The following is a 16,211-nucleotide window of genomic DNA, read 5'->3' on the forward strand; positions in this document are numbered from 1 at the left end:
TCGTCCCTTTTCAGGGAGGAGGCTTTTTTTTATTTTCCAGCCGTTTTTTAACAGTAAAAAGTTCTGAAGCATCAAGGGAAAATGAGTCGAAACGATTTTAAAGGAGGAAAAAGCATGAAGGAACGTTTAGAAGAGCTGCAACAGGAAGCCTTGGCCAAAGTCGATCAAGCGGATTCTGTTCAAGGCTTGAAGGATGTAAGAGTCGAGTACTTAGGGAAAAAGGGTCCTATTACGGAAGTTCTGAGAGGAATGGGCAAATTGTCCAAAGAAGAGCGTCCGGTCATCGGTCAATTGGCTAATGATGTTCGTGAAAGTATTGCTCAAGCCATTGAGACAAAGCAAACAGCACTTGAGGATGCGGAATTAGAGAAACAATTGGAAGAAGAAAGCATTGATGTCACACTCCCTGCCCGTCCTGTGAAAGTCGGCGGTCCGCACTTATTGACGAGCATCGTAGAAGAAATCGAAGACCTCTTCATCGGTATGGGGTTTGAAATCAAAGAGGGTCCTGAAGTGGAGACGGACTATTATAACTTTGAAGCGCTGAATTTGCCGAAAGGCCACCCGGCTAGAGATATGCAGGATTCTTTTTATGTTACGGAAGAACTCTTGATGCGTACCCATACGTCTCCTGTTCAAGCACGAACAATGGGAGCTAAAGATGGCAGTGAACCCGTCAAAATGATCTGCCCTGGTAAGGTGTACCGTCGTGACACAGATGATGCTACGCACTCTCACCAATTCACACAAATTGAGGGACTGTTAGTTGATAAGAACGTCCGAATGAGTGATTTGAAGGGGGTTCTGAATGCATTCGCGAAGCAAATGTTCGGAGCGGATCGTGAAATCCGTCTGCGTCCAAGCTTCTTCCCATTCACAGAGCCATCTGTAGAAATGGATATCTCCTGCAAAGTTTGTGGAGGAAAAGGCTGTTCAGTATGTAAAGGTACCGGCTGGATCGAAATTCTCGGTGGAGGAATGGTTCACCCGAACGTGCTTGAAATGGCGGGCTATGATCCGAAAGAATATTCCGGATTCGCATTCGGTATGGGACCAGAGCGGATTGCGATGTTGAAATATGGAGTAGATGATATCCGTCACTTCTACACCAATGATATTCGATTCTTAGAACAGTACCATAAGGCTTAAAGGAGGAATGAAACCATGCTTGTATCATTGAATTGGTTGCAAGAATATATTGATGTCAGTCGTTACTCGCCAGAAGAGCTGGCAGAAATCATTACGAAGACTGGAATTGAAGTGGAAAGTGTTGAACCTGTAGCAAAAGAGGTCACAGGCGTTGTTGTTGGGTATGTCCGTTCCTGTGAACAGCACCCGAACGCCGATAAATTGAACCTTTGCCAAGTGGACGTAGGAGCAGAAACGCTTCAGATCGTTTGTGGGGCACCGAATGTCGCTGAAGGTCAAAAAGTGGCTGTAGCTACACCAGGAGCGGTACTCCCAGGGAACTTCAAAATTAAGAAGACGAAACTCCGCGGAGAAGAATCCAATGGAATGATTTGTTCGCTTCAGGAGCTTGGAGTCGATGAAAAAGACGTCCCGAAAGAATACGCTGATGGTATTTTCGTATTTCCAGAAGACGTAGAAGTCGGAGCAAATGCCGTTTCCTTGTTGAACCTTGATGATTTAATCATCGAGCTTGGTTTGACACCAAACCGTTCGGATGCTCTAAGCATGGCTGGCGTAGCCTATGAAGTGGCAGCGGCGATCGATGGCACGTATGAATTGGCTGATGAAAATGTCCAAATGTCTGATGAAAAAGCAACAGATCATGTCTCTGTAGTCGTGGAAGACTCTGAAGCGAACCCTTATTATGGAGCTTTCATTATTAAAGACATCCAAGTCGGCCCTTCTCCACTGTGGATGCGCAACCGCCTGACTGCCGCAGGCATCCGTCCAATTAACAATGTCGTGGACATTACAAACTACGTACTTATGGAGTATGGACAGCCGCTACATGCTTTCGATTACGATCGCTTTGGCTCGAATACCATCGTCACACGTCATGCGAAAGATGGAGAAAAGATAACCACACTTGATGACCAGGAACGGACGCTGAAAAGCAATCACCTCGTTATTACAAACGGGGAAAAAGCTCACGCCATTGCTGGTGTCATGGGTGGAGCGGAGTCTGAAGTTCAAGATGATACGAAAAATATTATTTTAGAAGCCGCATATTTCCACCCGTCTGTGGTACGTGAAGCTTCTAAAGGTCATGGACTCCGCAGTGAATCCAGTACACGATTTGAAAAAGGTGTTGATCCGAATCGTGTAGAACGTGCGGGCTTGAGAGCCTGCGAACTTCTTGCAAAATACGCAGGAGGAACGGTATTGGATGGTGTCGTGTCCCATGACGAACTGGACCGCACTGAAAAGCAAGTCACTGTAAACACAAGCACCATCAATGATCGACTAGGAACAGAAATATCCGATGAGGATATCGCTGACATTTTCCGTCGTCTTCAGTTCAATTATGATCAGAATGGGGATGAGTTCCAGGTATCTGTTCCAACGCGCCGTGGGGACATTACGATCTTTGAAGATATGCTGGAAGAAGTGGCGAGGATTTATGGCTATGATAATCTTCCGTACACACTTCCACAAGGTGCGTCTCAAGCAGGAGGCCTTACACTTGAGCAACTGCTGAAACGTAAAGTGAAAGCATACTTTGAAGGTGCGGGACTTCATGAGACCATCACTTATTCCCTTACTCATAAGGATAAAGCTCAAATGCTTGTCAGTCCTGAAGTGAAAGAAAAATCCGTGAGCCCTGTCGCTTTAGCTATGCCTATGAGTGAAGATCATGGAACGCTTCGGTTGAGCATGGTTCCTGAGTTGTTAGAGTCCTTATCCTATAACGTGGCACGTAAACAAGAAAACCTTGCTTTCTATGAAGTTGGTACCGTGTTTATCAGTGAAGAGGAAAACGTAACGAAACAGCCGCAGGAAATGTTGCGTGCATCAGGCGCATTGACAGGGGAATGGCTCTCCCATCCATGGCAGCAGGAGAAAAAATCGGTGGACTTTTTCGTTGCTAAAGGTATATTGGAAGGATTAAGTGAACAGCTGGATCTTCCTTTCACTTATGAAAAATCGAAGTTGGATCATATGCACCCAGGACGTACGGCGACCGTGTCGATCAATGGAGAAGTGATCGGATTTGTGGGGCAGGTTCATCCGAAGCTTCAAAAACAGCTTGGATTGAAAGAAACCTATGTCTTTGATGTGAATTTGGAAGCTCTCATTGAGGAATATCAGAAAGAAGAGAAGTTCCAGACCATCCCACGCCACCCATCTGTTTCTCGTGACATTGCACTCGTCGTAGATGAAAATGTCACTGCAGGATCAATTGAGGAGACGATTGCAGAGGCTGGAACCCCATTAGTGAAGGATGTTCAAGTATTCGACCTATATCAAGGTGAACATTTAGATGAAGGGAAGAAGTCTCTCGCTTTCCGTCTGCTTTACCTGGATCCCCTTCGTACGTTGAAGGATCAAGAAGTAGAAGAGGCACACAACGCTATCCTGGAAGCGGTGAAAAATCAGCATCAGGCTGAGCTTCGGGGATAAACCATAGAATAAACTAAAAAGCTCAGAGTTTCCTTAACTCTGAGCTTTTTGTATAAGCAACTACTGATTATTTAACAAATTTCTTCGCTTTTTCCGTGGTTGCAAAGTGGACTTTGGCTATTTCCTCAAGCTTCTCTTCACCGTAAGCTTCAATGATAGCTGCAGCAGCACGATCGACTTTTCCGGAGGCGCCTTTTGGTACCGGAAGACCTGTATCGAATTCCATCTGGTTCATCGCTTTTACAAAAGCAGATCGTGCAATGATGGAAGCTGTTGCAACAGCAATCGAATAACTTTCCGCTTTTGTCATAAAGTAAACATGTTCTTGGAGCTGCTGATTTTCACTTCTTAAATGCTTCTCGTACACATGTGGTTCTGAGAATTGGTCTATTAAAATTCCATCCGGTTTGACAGGTGCAATTTTCTCGAGAAGACGGTTCAAGGCTTGATGATGGAGGAGCGTTTTCATCTTCCCCTGACTCCAGCCTTTTCTCTGCCACTGGTTGTATTTTTTATTCGGCAGCCGCAGCAGACTGTAAGGGATATTCATGGCCACAATATCTTTCGCCAGATCTGTGATTTGAGCATCCGATAGGTTTTTTGAATCTTTGACACCGATCGCTTTCAATTGTGGAATCTGTTCTTTCGTTACAAAAGCGGCTGCTACAGTTATGGGTCCAAAGTAGTCCCCGGTCCCCGCTTCATCAGATCCAATATGAGAGCTTACGAAAAGCTCCTGATCAGGATGGTAAGCGTGGCGTTTATTCTTGCTCTTGCTATTGCTCTGACCTCCCGAGGTCGGGGATGAAACGGTTCCCCATTTCTCAGCTTCTTCTTCTGGTTTTTGACCTTGGAAAAGCACCTTGCCTGATTTGTAGGCTGTAATCGTACAGTTCGCTGTTTTAGCGGCAAACAACGCCGTCGGAGGACAGTTTTTTTGACTTGAGGCGTAATGCTTCTTCATCTTCTCTAGTGTAGAGGCAGGTAATTTTAATACAACTTGGGGCATAATGGATTCCTTTCTGTCTAAAATGATAGGATTAGTATAGCAAAGTGAATGGGAAAAGAGAACATTTGCGAAAAACATCCATATTGGTTTCCTATTTGTCAAGCTTCGTGTTAATATAAAGTTTAGGATTGAGAGAAACTAGGGGGTATGAATGTGTCGCAGTCAGACCAAGAGAAAAAAAGAATTACAGTGGAGATCAACAAACGATCTTACACTATAGTTGGTCATGAAGAGCCCCATCATATCCGTATGGTATCCAGTCTAGTGGATCAAAAGATGCGAGAGATCCATGAAGCAAACCCAAGCCTGGATACGGCAAAGCTCGCCGTTTTGACCGCTGTGAATACGATGAATGAATATATGAAATTAAAGGAAGAATGTACAGAACTTATGAACTATATTGAAAAGAAAGAGAAAGAGGACAGAGGGTAAAATGATTGATTTATTGTTGTTGTTTATTTTGTTTATTGGTGTAATAACGGGTTTGAAAAGAGGTTTCATTCTACAGCTTTTCCATCTCATTGGATTTGTTGTGGCCTTTGTACTCGCTGTTATCTACTATGATGACCTTGCGCCGAAATTGACGTTATGGGTACCTTATCCAGAACTACCTCAGGATTCTTCATGGGCGATCTTCTTAGGAAATCTGCCATTGGAACAAGCCTTTTATAACGCTGTTGCTTTTGCCATTATCTTTTTTGGAGCCAAAATCATCTTACATATTATTGCGTCCATGTTGGACTTTGTTTCAGAATTGCCGATTCTGCACTCGTTGAATACGTTGTTAGGTGGAATTTTAGGCTTTATTGAAAACTATGTCATCTTATTCGTGGTGCTGTACATAGCGGCACTTGTACCTCTAGCTGGGGTGCAAAGTGCTTTGGACGGATCGATTCTTGCACAGCTGATCATCGAACACACACCAGTCTTTTCAGAACAATTGAAGACGCTGTGGATTGAACATGTAGCTGGCTGAGTGGAATGTTAGGATGAAAGTACAGGTAGAGCCGCTATGATTATGATCATGGCGGCTCTTTTTCATCTTAAAAACAGAATAAAACATGAAGGAGTCGATAAAACATGGCTATCGATAAAAAGCAAGTCATTAAACTGTTGGAGAAAATCGCCGTTTACTTAGAGCTGAAAGGGGAGAACCCTTTTAAAATTTCCGCTTATCGTAAGGCTGCCCAAGCTTTAGAGCGTGACGACAGATCATTAAGTGAGATCGATGATTTCACCAAAATGAAAGGAATCGGAAAAGGTACAGCAACGGTCATCGATGAATACTTAGAAAACGAAGAATCAGATACGTTAAAACAATTACAAGCAGAAGTTCCGGCTGGTCTTGTCCCATTACTTGATCTTCCAGGTCTTGGCGGAAAGAAATTGGCCAAACTTTATCAACAATTAGGTGTGACCGATGCTGAGACATTAAAAGAAGCTTTGGAGGCTGGCAAAGTGGAGGCACTGGACGGTTTCGGGAAAAAGTCTGCTGAAAAGATGTTGAAGGCGATTGAAGAAGCAGGCGCACGTCCTGAGCGTTTACCGATTGCTGTTATGCTTCCTTTAGCTGAGAAAATTGAGCGGTATCTGGAACAGGGGAAGACATTCACACGGTTTTCAAGAGCGGGTAGTTTAAGAAGAATGCGCGAAACGATCAAAGACTTAGATTTCATCATTGCTTCTGAACATGCTGTAGAAACTCGAGATGAGCTATTGGCGTATCCAGATATAAAAGAGGTTATTGCCTCTGGGGAGACGAAAGTTTCTGTGGTTGTTAATGAGGGCTATGATATAGGCATTGATTTCCGTATTGTTGCACCAGAAGAGTTTGCTACGACCTTACACCATTTCACAGGGTCCAAAGACCATAATGTCGCTATGAGACAGCTAGCAAAAGAGAACGATGAAAAAATCAGTGAATATGGGATTGAAAAAACGGAAACCGGAGAAGTCCAAACGTTTGAAACGGAAGAAGAATTTTTCCAACACTTTGGTCTTCATTTCATTCCACCTGAAGTCAGAGAAAACTATGGGGAAGTAGAGAAATTCAAAGAACCTATCGAGCTCGTGGAATTAGAGGATATCCACGGGGATCTTCATATGCACTCGACTTGGAGCGATGGGGCCCAGTCTATTAAAGAAATGGCGGAGAAAGCAAAAGCGAAAGGGTATGAGTACATCGCCATTACCGATCACTCCAAATATTTGCGTGTAGCAAACGGTTTGAATGAAGAGCGCCTGCGTTTGCAAAGAAAAGAAATTGAAAAGGTGAATGCGGAAATGGAGGATTTCCATATCTTTGCAGGCATTGAAATGGACATTCTTCCAGATGGATCACTGGATTTTGATGATGAGTTCCTGAAAGAGATGGACTTTGTCATCGCATCCATCCACTCAAGCTTTCAGCAATCCCAGGATCAAATTATGGAGAGGTTGACCAATGCCCTAGAAAATCCTCATGTCCATATGATTGCTCATCCCACCGGCCGCTTAATCGGACGGCGTGATGGATATGATGTGGATCTTGAAGCATTGATTGAAGGGGCGAAGCGAACAGGGACCATCCTTGAACTCAACGCGAACCCTAACCGATTGGATTTGAGTTGGGAATGGTTGATGAGAGCTCAGGAAGAGGGCGTAAATATTGCTGTTAATACGGATGCGCATAGTTATCCAATGTTGGAGCATATGAAAATAGGAGTTGGATCAGCCAGAAAAGGATGGCTGAGAAAAGATACAGTCATCAACACGTGGACGAAACAACAGTTGATGGATAAGTTCAAGATCCATAAGGAGTAATAAAGGAGACGGTTACACATGAATCAACGCATCCTTCATGTACTAGAATTTAAAAAAAATCATAGAACAATTGAACGAGCAAGCAGCCTCTTCCTTAGGGAAAGAAAAAACGGCGGCTTTGAAACCATCTTCTGACTTGGAAGAGGTTCGCCATTTGCAAATGGAAACAGATGAAGCCGGGCAAGTGCTGCGCTTGAAAGGCCATGTCCCACTTGGCGGCATTTTCGATATTAAGCCAAGCTTGAAGCGGACCACAATAGGGGGGACGCTGAGCGCATTAGAATGCCTGGATGTCGCTAGTACCATTTATGGTGGAAGACAACTGAAGCGTTTCATTGAAGATATGGAAGAACCCGAAATGCCGATTTTAAGAGACATGGTTTCTAAAATCGCTCCATTGAGGGAATTGGAGAGTGAAATCAGAAACTGTATCGATGATCATGGAGGAGTCATGGATGGGGCTTCTGAGAAATTGAGATCCATCCGTTCGAAAATCCGTACCTATGAGAGTCGGGTAAGGGACAAAATGGAGTCTTTTACAAAATCTAAATCCAAAATGCTTTCCGATGCAATTGTCACTATAAGAAATGAACGTTACGTTCTTCCAGTTAAACAAGAATACCGGGGATCTATAGGCGGGATTGTTCATGATCAATCATCTTCTGGGGCGACATTGTTCATAGAACCCCAAACGGTTGTTGATTTGAATAACCAACTGCAGGAAGCCCGAGTCCAAGAAAAAAATGAAATTGAAAAAATCTTGAAAGAACTTTCCGATGCGATTGCTGAGAACCATGAACCATTATATGAAAACGTGAATGTCTTAGGGCATATGGACTTTATGTTTGCCAGAGCGAAGTTGGGTAAGCAGATGAGAGCCGCTATGCCTAAGATGAATGACGAAGGCCGCATTGATATGAAGCAAGCGAGACACCCGCTAATACCTGAAGATGAAGTCGTGCCGAATGACATCGAAATAGGCACGGAATACACATCCATTGTTATTACTGGTCCGAACACAGGGGGAAAAACAGTTACTCTTAAACTCGTAGGGTTGTGCACTTTGATGGCACAGTCCGGATTACAGGTCCCTGCATTGGATGGATGTGAGATGGCTGTATTTAAGGAAGTTTATGCTGACATTGGCGATGAACAGTCCATTGAACAAAGTTTATCTACTTTTTCTTCCCATATGACCAATATCGTAGACATTTTGGATAAAGTAGATGATCAGTCTTTAGTTTTGTTTGATGAACTTGGTGCTGGAACGGATCCGCAGGAAGGGGCAGCTCTTGCGATGTCCATACTGGATGAAGTCGTCAACCGGAAAGCGCGTGTTATCGCAACCACTCACTATCCTGAATTAAAAGCTTATGGCTACAATCGTCCCGATGTTATCAATGCTTCAGTCGAATTTGATATTCAAACGCTTAAACCGACCTACCGCTTGTTGATAGGCGTTCTAGGACGAAGTAATGCGTTTGAGATTTCCAGGCGCTTAGGTTTAAGAGAATCTGTGATTGAATCCGCAAAGGGTCATATTGGAGTAGATTCTCAAAGTGTTGAAAATATGATTGCTTCATTAGAGGAGTCGAAGCGGGGAGCAGAGCAGGATTATGAAGAAGCAGAACGATTGCTTGCAGAAGCGGAAGAGCTACGGAATGAATTGAAACAAAAATGGGACCAATTCGAAGATCAGCGTGAAAAGTTATATGAGAAGGCTGAACAAAAAGCAGAAAAAGCCATTCGACAGGCGAGAGAAGAAGCGGAAACAATCGTTGGCGAAATCCGGAACATGAAATCACAGGCACAAATGAAAGAGCATGAATGGATTGAAGCTCGCAAGATGTTTGATGAAGCACAGCCTGAACTGGCGAAGAAAAAAACGAAAGCATCTCCAGCACCTAAGAAAGAGTCGAAAGAATTGAACCCTGGAGATGAAGTGAAACTACTGACCCTCAACCAGCAAGGAACCATTGTGGAACAAACAGGGAAGAATGAATACCAAGTGCAGGTTGGGGTAATGAAAGTGAAAGCCAAACGCAAAGAAATTGAATTCGTTAAGGCCAAGCAACCATATAAGGAAAAGCCCATGGCGACAGTCAAAGGTAAGGACTTCCATGTGAAAACAGAACTCGATTTACGTGGCGAACGATATGAAGATGCGTTGAACCGTTTAGAGAAATATGTTGATGACGCTCTCTTAGCAGGCTACCCACGAGTATCTATCATTCACGGAAAGGGAACAGGCGCACTTCGGACAGCCGTTCAAAACTTTGCAAAAAACCACCGCAGCATCTCCAGTCAACGGGCAGGAGGCATGAATGAGGGTGGAAGTGGAGTGACCGTACTTGAGTTTCGATAATTCGTTAAAAAGGGAGCGGAGGAATGAGTAATTTTTGGGAATACACGTTAGTGGAAACCGCCGCTCGTTACAGTGTGGTTGTGCTGTGTTTAGTTCTTTTTATGGCGATTTTTGAAATCGTCACTTCTTATAATAACTGGGAAGAGATCAAAAAGGGCAACATTGCTGTAGCGATGGCTACCGGGGGAAAACTATTTGGAATTGCAAACATCTTTCGTTTTTCGATTGAACATAATGACTCACTCACCCAGACAATGGGATGGGGTTTGTATGGATTTGCTCTTCTCCTTTGCGGGTATTTCATTTTCGAATTTTTGACCCCATCTTTTAAGATTGATGAGGAAATTACAAATGATAACCGTGCTGTAGGATTTATTTCCTTAGTCATTTCTATCGGGCTTTCGTATGTAATTGGAGCGAATATCATTTAAGGAGAGAGACAGTGGAAACCTTAGCCAAAATTTTAATGGTCGTTGCCGCGGTATTTCTCATCGTAGGCATCCTGTTTTTTATCATATAAGTATAGGATTCATCATCAAACAAGAAGCTCGATAATAATCGGGCTTTTTGTTTTTTATGTTAATGTAGTAATAGTTATTAAAGTATATGGCAGGTTTCTTAAAGACTCAGTTTCGAGACTTTCCGGGGTTCGTTGCCCGAGTTGAGGGCTAGTCGTGTCTACCAGGGCGATTCCGCATTTGAACACTTTCCTGTGGGGGAGTGGCGAGCTATTCCCCGCAGCTCCCTTCCACTCAACAAAAGTCTCGAAACTGAGTCTTACAATCGGGAGCTTATGTGCAAGAATGGGGTTGGTTTTTAGGGTAATATTTTCAATTTTTTAAATAATAATTCAAATATGAGCCTTTAGTCGTTATAATAGGAGAGAAGACAATTATTAGGGAGGTCTGTCAAAATGAGTGATTTTCAACGTCCATGGCACAAGTTGTACCCACCAGAAGTCCCTGTCACCATTGATTACAAAGAGCAACCACTCCATGATTACCTTAAAGAAAGTGCTGAAGTTTACGGAGAAAAGAAAGCGCTTTATTTTATGGGCAAGGAGTTGGAATATAAAGAAATTTATGAACAGGCCCAAGCATTAGCAAGCTATTTACAGGACCTTGGGTTAGAAAAAGGCGATCGTGTTTCCATTATGTTGCCGAACTGTCCTCAATCCGTCATCTCCTATTATGGAGTCCTTATGGCTGGAGGAATCGTTGTGCAGACGAACCCGCTTTATATGGAAAGGGAATTGGAGTATCAAATGAAAGATTCTGGAGCTAAGATGATCATTTGTCTTGATATCCTTTATCCGAAGGCTGCCAATATCAAACCTGATACCCCTCTTGAACACATCATCGTGACAGGTATTAAAGATTACCTTCCTTTCCCAAAAAACAAAATCTATCCTTTTATCCAAAAACGCCAGTATCAAGTGCTCGTTAAACCGGAACAATCAACGGATACCCATCTGTGGACCCATATCTTGAAAAGCGCAAGTGGAAATGTTGAAGAAGTAGAGATTGATCCTAAAGAGGATCTTGCTTTATTACAATACACCGGGGGAACGACCGGATTTCCAAAAGGTGTGATGCTTACTCACTACAATCTGATTGTGAATACGCAGATGTCGAAAAAATGGTTGTACAAATGCAAAGATGGTGAAGAAACCGTTCTCGCTATTTTACCGTTCTTCCATGTATATGGAATGACTTCGGTTATGAACCTGTCTGTTATGATGGGGAACAAAATGATTCTCATGCCGAAGTTTGAACCCGAAGATGTTTTGAAAGTAATCGAAAAACAAAAACCGACATTATTCCCTGGAGCACCTACCATTTATATTGCATTATTGAACCACCCGAACTTGAAGAAATATGACCTTTCTTCTATTGAAGCGTGTATTAGCGGTTCGGCGCCATTGCCGGTCGAAGTACAAGAACGTTTCGAGGCAGTGACAGGTGGACGGCTTGTTGAAGGGTATGGGTTGACCGAAACCTCTCCAGTTACCCATTCCAACCTTGTGTGGGGACAGCGTATGAGTGGAAGTATCGGTGTACCATGGCCGGATACCGACGCGAAGATCTATAAGATGGATGCTGATGAAGAGGCTGAGAACGGAGAAATCGGAGAAATCGTGGTGAAAGGTCCTCAAGTGATGAGGGGTTACTGGAACAGACCAGAAGAAACCGCCCAAGTTCTCAGTGAAGATGGCTGGTTCCGAACAGGAGATATGGGGTATATGGACGATGCGGGTTACTTCTATATCGTCGATCGAAAAAAAGATATGATTATTGCAGGTGGGTATAACATCTATCCTCGAGAGGTGGAGGAAGTCCTTTATGAGCATTCGGAGATTCAAGAAGCTGTCGTTGTAGGAGTTCCAGATCCTTATCGGGGAGAAACCGTAAAAGCCTTCATCGTTAAAAAACAGGGAAGCGAAATTACAGAAGATGAACTGAATGAATATTGTCGTAAAAATATTGCTTCTTATAAAGTCCCAAGGTTGTATGAATTCAGAGATGAGCTACCAAAAACAGCAGTCGGTAAAATCTTAAGGAGGACTTTAATCGATGAAGAAAAACGTAAGTATGAGGAATCTGAGAGTATTCAATAAACTCAAAAAAGAAAGTTGACAGAATATTTCTTTGCTTGTAGAATAATAGATGAATGATGATTCATTCATTTTTCAGTTCGCAATAGCAAGGAGATATACCATTGAAGAAAAATAAACCGAAATTCAAACAAATCATTGATGCAGCTGTCGAAGTCATTGCTGAAAATGGCTACCACTCTTCACAAGTTTCCAAGATAGCAAAAAAAGCAGGAGTGGCAGATGGAACCATCTATCTTTATTTCAAAAACAAGGAAGATATCCTTGTATCATTGTTTCAAGAAAAAATGGGGCAATTCATAGAAAAAATTGAGCAGGAAACAACCTCTAAGCAGTCAGCGGAACAAAAACTTTTGACTTTAATTCAAACACATTTTGAACAGCTGGCTGCCGATCACCACCTGGCGATTGTGACACAGTTAGAATTGCGCCAATCCAATAAAGAGTTGAGGCAAAAAATCAACCATGTATTGAAGCGCTATTTGAATGTCATTGATCAAATTGTTGAAGAAGGTGTCGAGGAGGAGTTGTTCCGTAGTGGCCTGGATCGCCGTCTTGTACGTCAAATGATTTTTGGGACGATGGATGAGACGGTGACCAACTGGGTTATGAAAGAGCAACGGTATAACATAGAAGAACAGGCCAAAGAAGTCCATAGCTTAATTGTGAATGGATTAGCCCGTCATGATAAGTGAGAAAGGTGATGATGTTTTGTCGACTTTAACTTCACAGGTAAAAGGGAATGTAGCAGAAATCACGATTCAGAGCCCTCCTGCAAACGCACTGTCCAGCTCCATCCTTCAGGATCTTTCCAAGGAACTGGATCAGATTGAAAGCAATCCTTCCGTAAAAGCCATCCTTCTTAAAGGGGAAGGACGCTTCTTCTCTGCAGGAGCAGACATCAAAGAATTTACTTCTCTCCAAGGAGCGGATGATTATAAGGGGTTGGCAGCCAAGGGGCAGCAATTGTTTAGCAGAATTGAAAATTTCCACATCCCCGTGATTGCTGCTATTCATGGAGCAGCACTAGGGGGAGGTCTCGAGCTAGCCATGTCCTGCCACATCCGCTATGTAGCAGATGATGCAAAGTTAGGGTTGCCTGAATTGAATCTTGGAATTATCCCTGGCTTTGCAGGGACGCAAAGGTTGCCAAGGTACGTCGGCACAGCCAAAGCTTATGAAATGATATTGACAGGTGTGCCGATTAGTGGCGAAGAAGCTGCCCGATTAGGTCTAGCTAATCAAAGTTTTTCAAGTGAGGAACTTTTTGAGAAAGCAGAGCAACTGGCTCAAACGATTTCACAGAAAAGCGGGCCGACCATTCATCACATCATGAAGTTGATTCCGTTCGCCCATACTCCTCAGTTTGAAGCAGGGAACCATGCGGAAGCGGACGCCTTCGGAGAGGTGTTTGGGAATGAAGATGCTAAAGAAGGCATCCAAGCATTCATTGAAAAAAGAAAACCAGCATTCAAAAACCAATAGTCCAGGAGGTATATAAACATGAATATTTACGTTTTGTTGAAAAGAACGTTCGACACAGAGGAAAAAATCTCTGTAAGTAATGGAGTGATTGCTGACGATGGGGCAGAGTACATCATCAACCCATACGATGAATATGCGGTGGAAGAAGCGATTAATCTGCGTGACGAGCACGGCGGTGAAGTTACAGTCGTGACCATTGGAGAAGAGGAAGCAGAGAAACAGCTGCGGACAGCTCTGGCTATGGGCGCGGATAAAGCGGTTCTTATTAACACGGAAGATGATCTTGAAGAAGGTGACCAGTTTACAACGGTTAAAATTCTTGAAGCATTCTTTGAAGATAAAGAAGTCGACATTATTCTTGGAGGTAATGTAGCCATTGATGAAGCAAGTGGTCAAGTAGGTCCTCGTCTTGCCGAACGTCTGGATATGCCATGTGTAACGACAATCACGGATATTAAAATTGACGGCACGACAGTAAACATTGAGCGGGACGTCGAAGGGGATGTCGAAAAGGTAGAAACGACACTTCCTGTGTTGGTTACATGTCAGCAAGGCTTGAATGAGCCGAGATATCCGTCTTTGCTAGGAATTATGAAGGCGAAGAAGAAGCCGCTTGATGAGCTTGAAATCGATGATCTCGATCTGGATGAAGATGACGTAGAACCAAAAACAAAAACAACTGAAATTTACCTTCCACCTGAAAAAGAAGCAGGTAAAGTCCTCGAAGGAGAAGTCGATGACCAAGTAAAAGAACTTGTATCATTATTAAAAACAGAAGCGAAAGTACTGTAAATAGACAAGGGAAAGGAGAATCTTTATGAGTAAAAAAGTGTTGGTGATCGGGGAAGCTAGAGAAGGATCTCTTCGTAATGTTACATTTGAAGCCATTGCAGCAGCTAATATCGTCAGTGATGGGGGAGAAGTTGTTGGTGTCCTTTGTGGAGATGGCGATTTAAATGAAATGGGCTAGGAGATGGTTTACTATGGAGCTTCCAAAGTAATCACTGTTTCAAACCCAGAATTGAAAACGTATACATCTGATGGTTATGGTCAAGCGGTATATCAAGTGATCCAGGATGAATCACCAGAAGGAATTATCATGGGTCACACAGCGATTGGTAAAGATTTGACTCCTAAACTGGCCAGTAAGCTAGAATCCGGACTTATCTCAGACGCTACTGAAGTTGTGGCTGAGGGTGGAGATGTTGTTTTCACACGTCCGATCTACTCCGGAAAAGCTTTTGAAAAGAAAGTGGTTACTGAGGGATTGGTATTTGCTACTATTCGCCCAAATAACATTCCACCACTTACAAGAGATGAATCTTTAACAGGAAGCGTATCCGGAAAAGATGTGGAGATTTCAAATATCCGTACGATTATAAAGGATGTGCTTCGCAAGTCTTCGGATGGTGTCGATCTTTCGGAAGCAAAAGTGATCGTCGCCGGTGGTCGTGGCGTGAAGAGCGCGGAAGGTTTTGAACCACTTGAGAAACTTGCCGAAGTTCTTGGTGGTACAGTTGGCGCATCACGTGGAGCTTGTGATGCTGGATACTGTGACTACTCTTTGCAAATTGGTCAGACAGGTAAGGTTGTAACGCCAGACTTGTACATTGCATGTGGTATTTCTGGAGCTATTCAACACTTAGCTGGAATGTCGAACTCTAAAGTCATTGTGGCAATTAACAAGGATCCGGAAGCGAACATTTTCAATGTTGCTGATTACGGAATTGTCGGTGATTTGTTTGATGTTGTTCCTAAATTAATTGAAGAAATTAAAGAAATGAAAGTAAACGCCTAACCATAAAGCCGAAGCCAAATATTTGGCTTCGGCTTTATTACATGTTTAAATAAGGTATAAACAAATTGTTAGTCACTAAAAATAGATAGTGATATACTCTTAACAGACTATTAGGTCGAGGAGGAATTATAGAATGTCAATTGTAAAAGCAACTGATCAAAACTTTACAGAAGAAACAAGTCAGGGTCTTGTCCTAGCTGACTTCTGGGCACCATGGTGTGGACCTTGTAAGATGATTGCACCCGTATTAGAAGAATTGGATGCGGAAATGAGCGATCAAGTGAAAATCGTCAAGCTTGATGTTGACGAAAACCAAGAAACAGCAGGAAAATTCGGTGTCATGAGTATCCCGACACTGCTTCTATTTAAAGATGGTCAAGTGGTTGATCAGGTTATCGGCTTCCAACCGAAAGAAGCCCTGGCTGAACTGATTCAAAAACATTCTTAATGAATGAACTTACTAGGAAAGCCGCGTTGCCAAGCAGCGCGGCTTTCCTCATCTTCACAGGGTGTTCTCAGGTTCAAGATCTTAAGCAGCTTTTTGCGT

12 protein-coding genes, 2 pseudogenes and 1 other annotated feature (1 of these 15 running past the window's edge) are annotated in these 16,211 nt (G+C 43.1%); of the genes and pseudogenes, 13 read left to right on the forward strand and 1 reads right to left on the reverse strand.

Translation table 11 applies throughout. The features are described from left to right. Window positions 1-11, forward strand: a binding site (T-box leader); it begins 203 nt to the left of the window's first position. Between the two features lie 103 nt (window positions 12-114). Continuing rightward, window positions 115-1,149 carry a phenylalanine--tRNA ligase subunit alpha gene (gene pheS, locus LC065_RS10605; protein WP_226591372.1) on the forward strand — a complete coding sequence of 345 codons (1,035 nt, stop codon included), beginning with the start codon at window positions 115-117 and terminating at the stop codon, window positions 1,147-1,149. 15 nt (window positions 1,150-1,164) lie between these two features. Further along, entirely contained in the window at window positions 1,165-3,591 is a 2,427-nt protein-coding gene (pheT, locus tag LC065_RS10610) for a phenylalanine--tRNA ligase subunit beta (protein WP_226591369.1), read from the forward strand. A gap of 67 nt (window positions 3,592-3,658) precedes the next feature. Here the strand turns inward: pheT and rnhC are convergent, their stop codons facing one another. After that, a complete protein-coding gene (gene rnhC, locus LC065_RS10615; RefSeq protein WP_226591366.1) occupies window positions 3,659-4,600 on the reverse strand; it encodes a ribonuclease HIII in 942 nt (313 codons plus the stop codon). 147 nt (window positions 4,601-4,747) lie between these two features. On the opposite strand from rnhC, the gene zapA reads away from it, so the two are divergent. From zapA to trxA, 11 genes and pseudogenes are all read left to right on the forward strand, one after another. Further along, window positions 4,748-5,032 carry a cell division protein ZapA gene (zapA, locus tag LC065_RS10620; RefSeq protein WP_089650576.1) on the forward strand — a complete coding sequence of 95 codons (285 nt, stop codon included), beginning with the start codon at window positions 4,748-4,750 and terminating at the stop codon, window positions 5,030-5,032. Between the two features lies 1 nt (window position 5,033). Beyond that, a complete protein-coding gene (locus tag LC065_RS10625; RefSeq protein ID WP_226591362.1) occupies window positions 5,034-5,576 on the forward strand; it encodes a CvpA family protein in 543 nt (180 codons plus the stop codon). A 104-nt stretch (window positions 5,577-5,680) separates the two neighbouring features. Next, window positions 5,681-7,402 (forward strand): DNA polymerase/3'-5' exonuclease PolX, encoded by a 1,722-nt coding sequence (gene polX, locus LC065_RS10630; RefSeq protein ID WP_226591360.1) that lies wholly within the window; start codon window positions 5,681-5,683, stop codon window positions 7,400-7,402. 18 nt (window positions 7,403-7,420) lie between these two features. Continuing rightward, window positions 7,421-9,767: pseudogene (locus LC065_RS10635) on the forward strand (endonuclease MutS2). A 23-nt stretch (window positions 9,768-9,790) separates the two neighbouring features. After that, window positions 9,791-10,198, forward strand: a complete 408-nt coding sequence (locus LC065_RS10640; protein WP_226591355.1) for a DUF350 domain-containing protein — start codon at window positions 9,791-9,793, stop codon at window positions 10,196-10,198. A 482-nt stretch (window positions 10,199-10,680) separates the two neighbouring features. Further along, a complete protein-coding gene (locus LC065_RS10645; RefSeq protein ID WP_226591352.1) occupies window positions 10,681-12,384 on the forward strand; it encodes a long-chain-fatty-acid--CoA ligase in 1,704 nt (567 codons plus the stop codon). Between the two features lie 101 nt (window positions 12,385-12,485). Then, window positions 12,486-13,076: a fatty acid metabolism transcriptional regulator FadR gene (locus LC065_RS10650; protein WP_115822610.1), complete on the forward strand. Its 591-nt coding sequence runs from the start codon at window positions 12,486-12,488 to the stop codon at window positions 13,074-13,076. Between the two features lie 16 nt (window positions 13,077-13,092). Further along, a complete protein-coding gene (locus LC065_RS10655) occupies window positions 13,093-13,866 on the forward strand; it encodes an enoyl-CoA hydratase (protein WP_226591349.1) in 774 nt (257 codons plus the stop codon). A gap of 18 nt (window positions 13,867-13,884) precedes the next feature. Next, window positions 13,885-14,658 carry an electron transfer flavoprotein subunit beta/FixA family protein gene (locus tag LC065_RS10660; protein WP_306163399.1) on the forward strand — a complete coding sequence of 258 codons (774 nt, stop codon included), beginning with the start codon at window positions 13,885-13,887 and terminating at the stop codon, window positions 14,656-14,658. Window positions 14,659-14,683: 25 nt separating this feature from the next. Then, window positions 14,684-15,664 (forward strand): annotated as a pseudogene (locus LC065_RS10665) (electron transfer flavoprotein subunit alpha/FixB family protein). Between the two features lie 133 nt (window positions 15,665-15,797). Then, a complete protein-coding gene (gene trxA / locus LC065_RS10670) occupies window positions 15,798-16,112 on the forward strand; it encodes a thioredoxin (protein WP_226591341.1) in 315 nt (104 codons plus the stop codon). Window positions 16,113-16,211 lie beyond the last annotated feature (99 nt).

Source organism: Halobacillus litoralis, from assembly GCF_020524085.2.
Classification (GTDB): domain Bacteria; phylum Bacillota; class Bacilli; order Bacillales; family Halobacillaceae; genus Halobacillus; species Halobacillus litoralis_E.

What these genes read in the sequence shown, in the direction of transcription:
- pheS (WP_226591372.1), top strand. Translation starts at nt 115, where the DNA reads ATGAAGGAACGTTTAGAAGAGCTGCAACAGGAAGCCTTGGCCAAAGTC.
- zapA (WP_089650576.1), top strand. Translation starts at nt 4,748, where the DNA reads ATGAATGTGTCGCAGTCAGACCAAGAGAAAAAAAGAATTACAGTGGAG.
- LC065_RS10660 (WP_306163399.1), top strand. Translation starts at nt 13,885, where the DNA reads ATGAATATTTACGTTTTGTTGAAAAGAACGTTCGACACAGAGGAAAAA.
- rnhC (WP_226591366.1), bottom strand. Translation starts at nt 4,600, where the DNA reads ATGCCCCAAGTTGTATTAAAATTACCTGCCTCTACACTAGAGAAGATG.
- LC065_RS10640 (WP_226591355.1), top strand. Translation starts at nt 9,791, where the DNA reads ATGAGTAATTTTTGGGAATACACGTTAGTGGAAACCGCCGCTCGTTAC.
- LC065_RS10645 (WP_226591352.1), top strand. Translation starts at nt 10,681, where the DNA reads ATGAGTGATTTTCAACGTCCATGGCACAAGTTGTACCCACCAGAAGTC.
- polX (WP_226591360.1), top strand. Translation starts at nt 5,681, where the DNA reads ATGGCTATCGATAAAAAGCAAGTCATTAAACTGTTGGAGAAAATCGCC.
- LC065_RS10625 (WP_226591362.1), top strand. Translation starts at nt 5,034, where the DNA reads ATGATTGATTTATTGTTGTTGTTTATTTTGTTTATTGGTGTAATAACG.
- trxA (WP_226591341.1), top strand. Translation starts at nt 15,798, where the DNA reads ATGTCAATTGTAAAAGCAACTGATCAAAACTTTACAGAAGAAACAAGT.
- pheT (WP_226591369.1), top strand. Translation starts at nt 1,165, where the DNA reads ATGCTTGTATCATTGAATTGGTTGCAAGAATATATTGATGTCAGTCGT.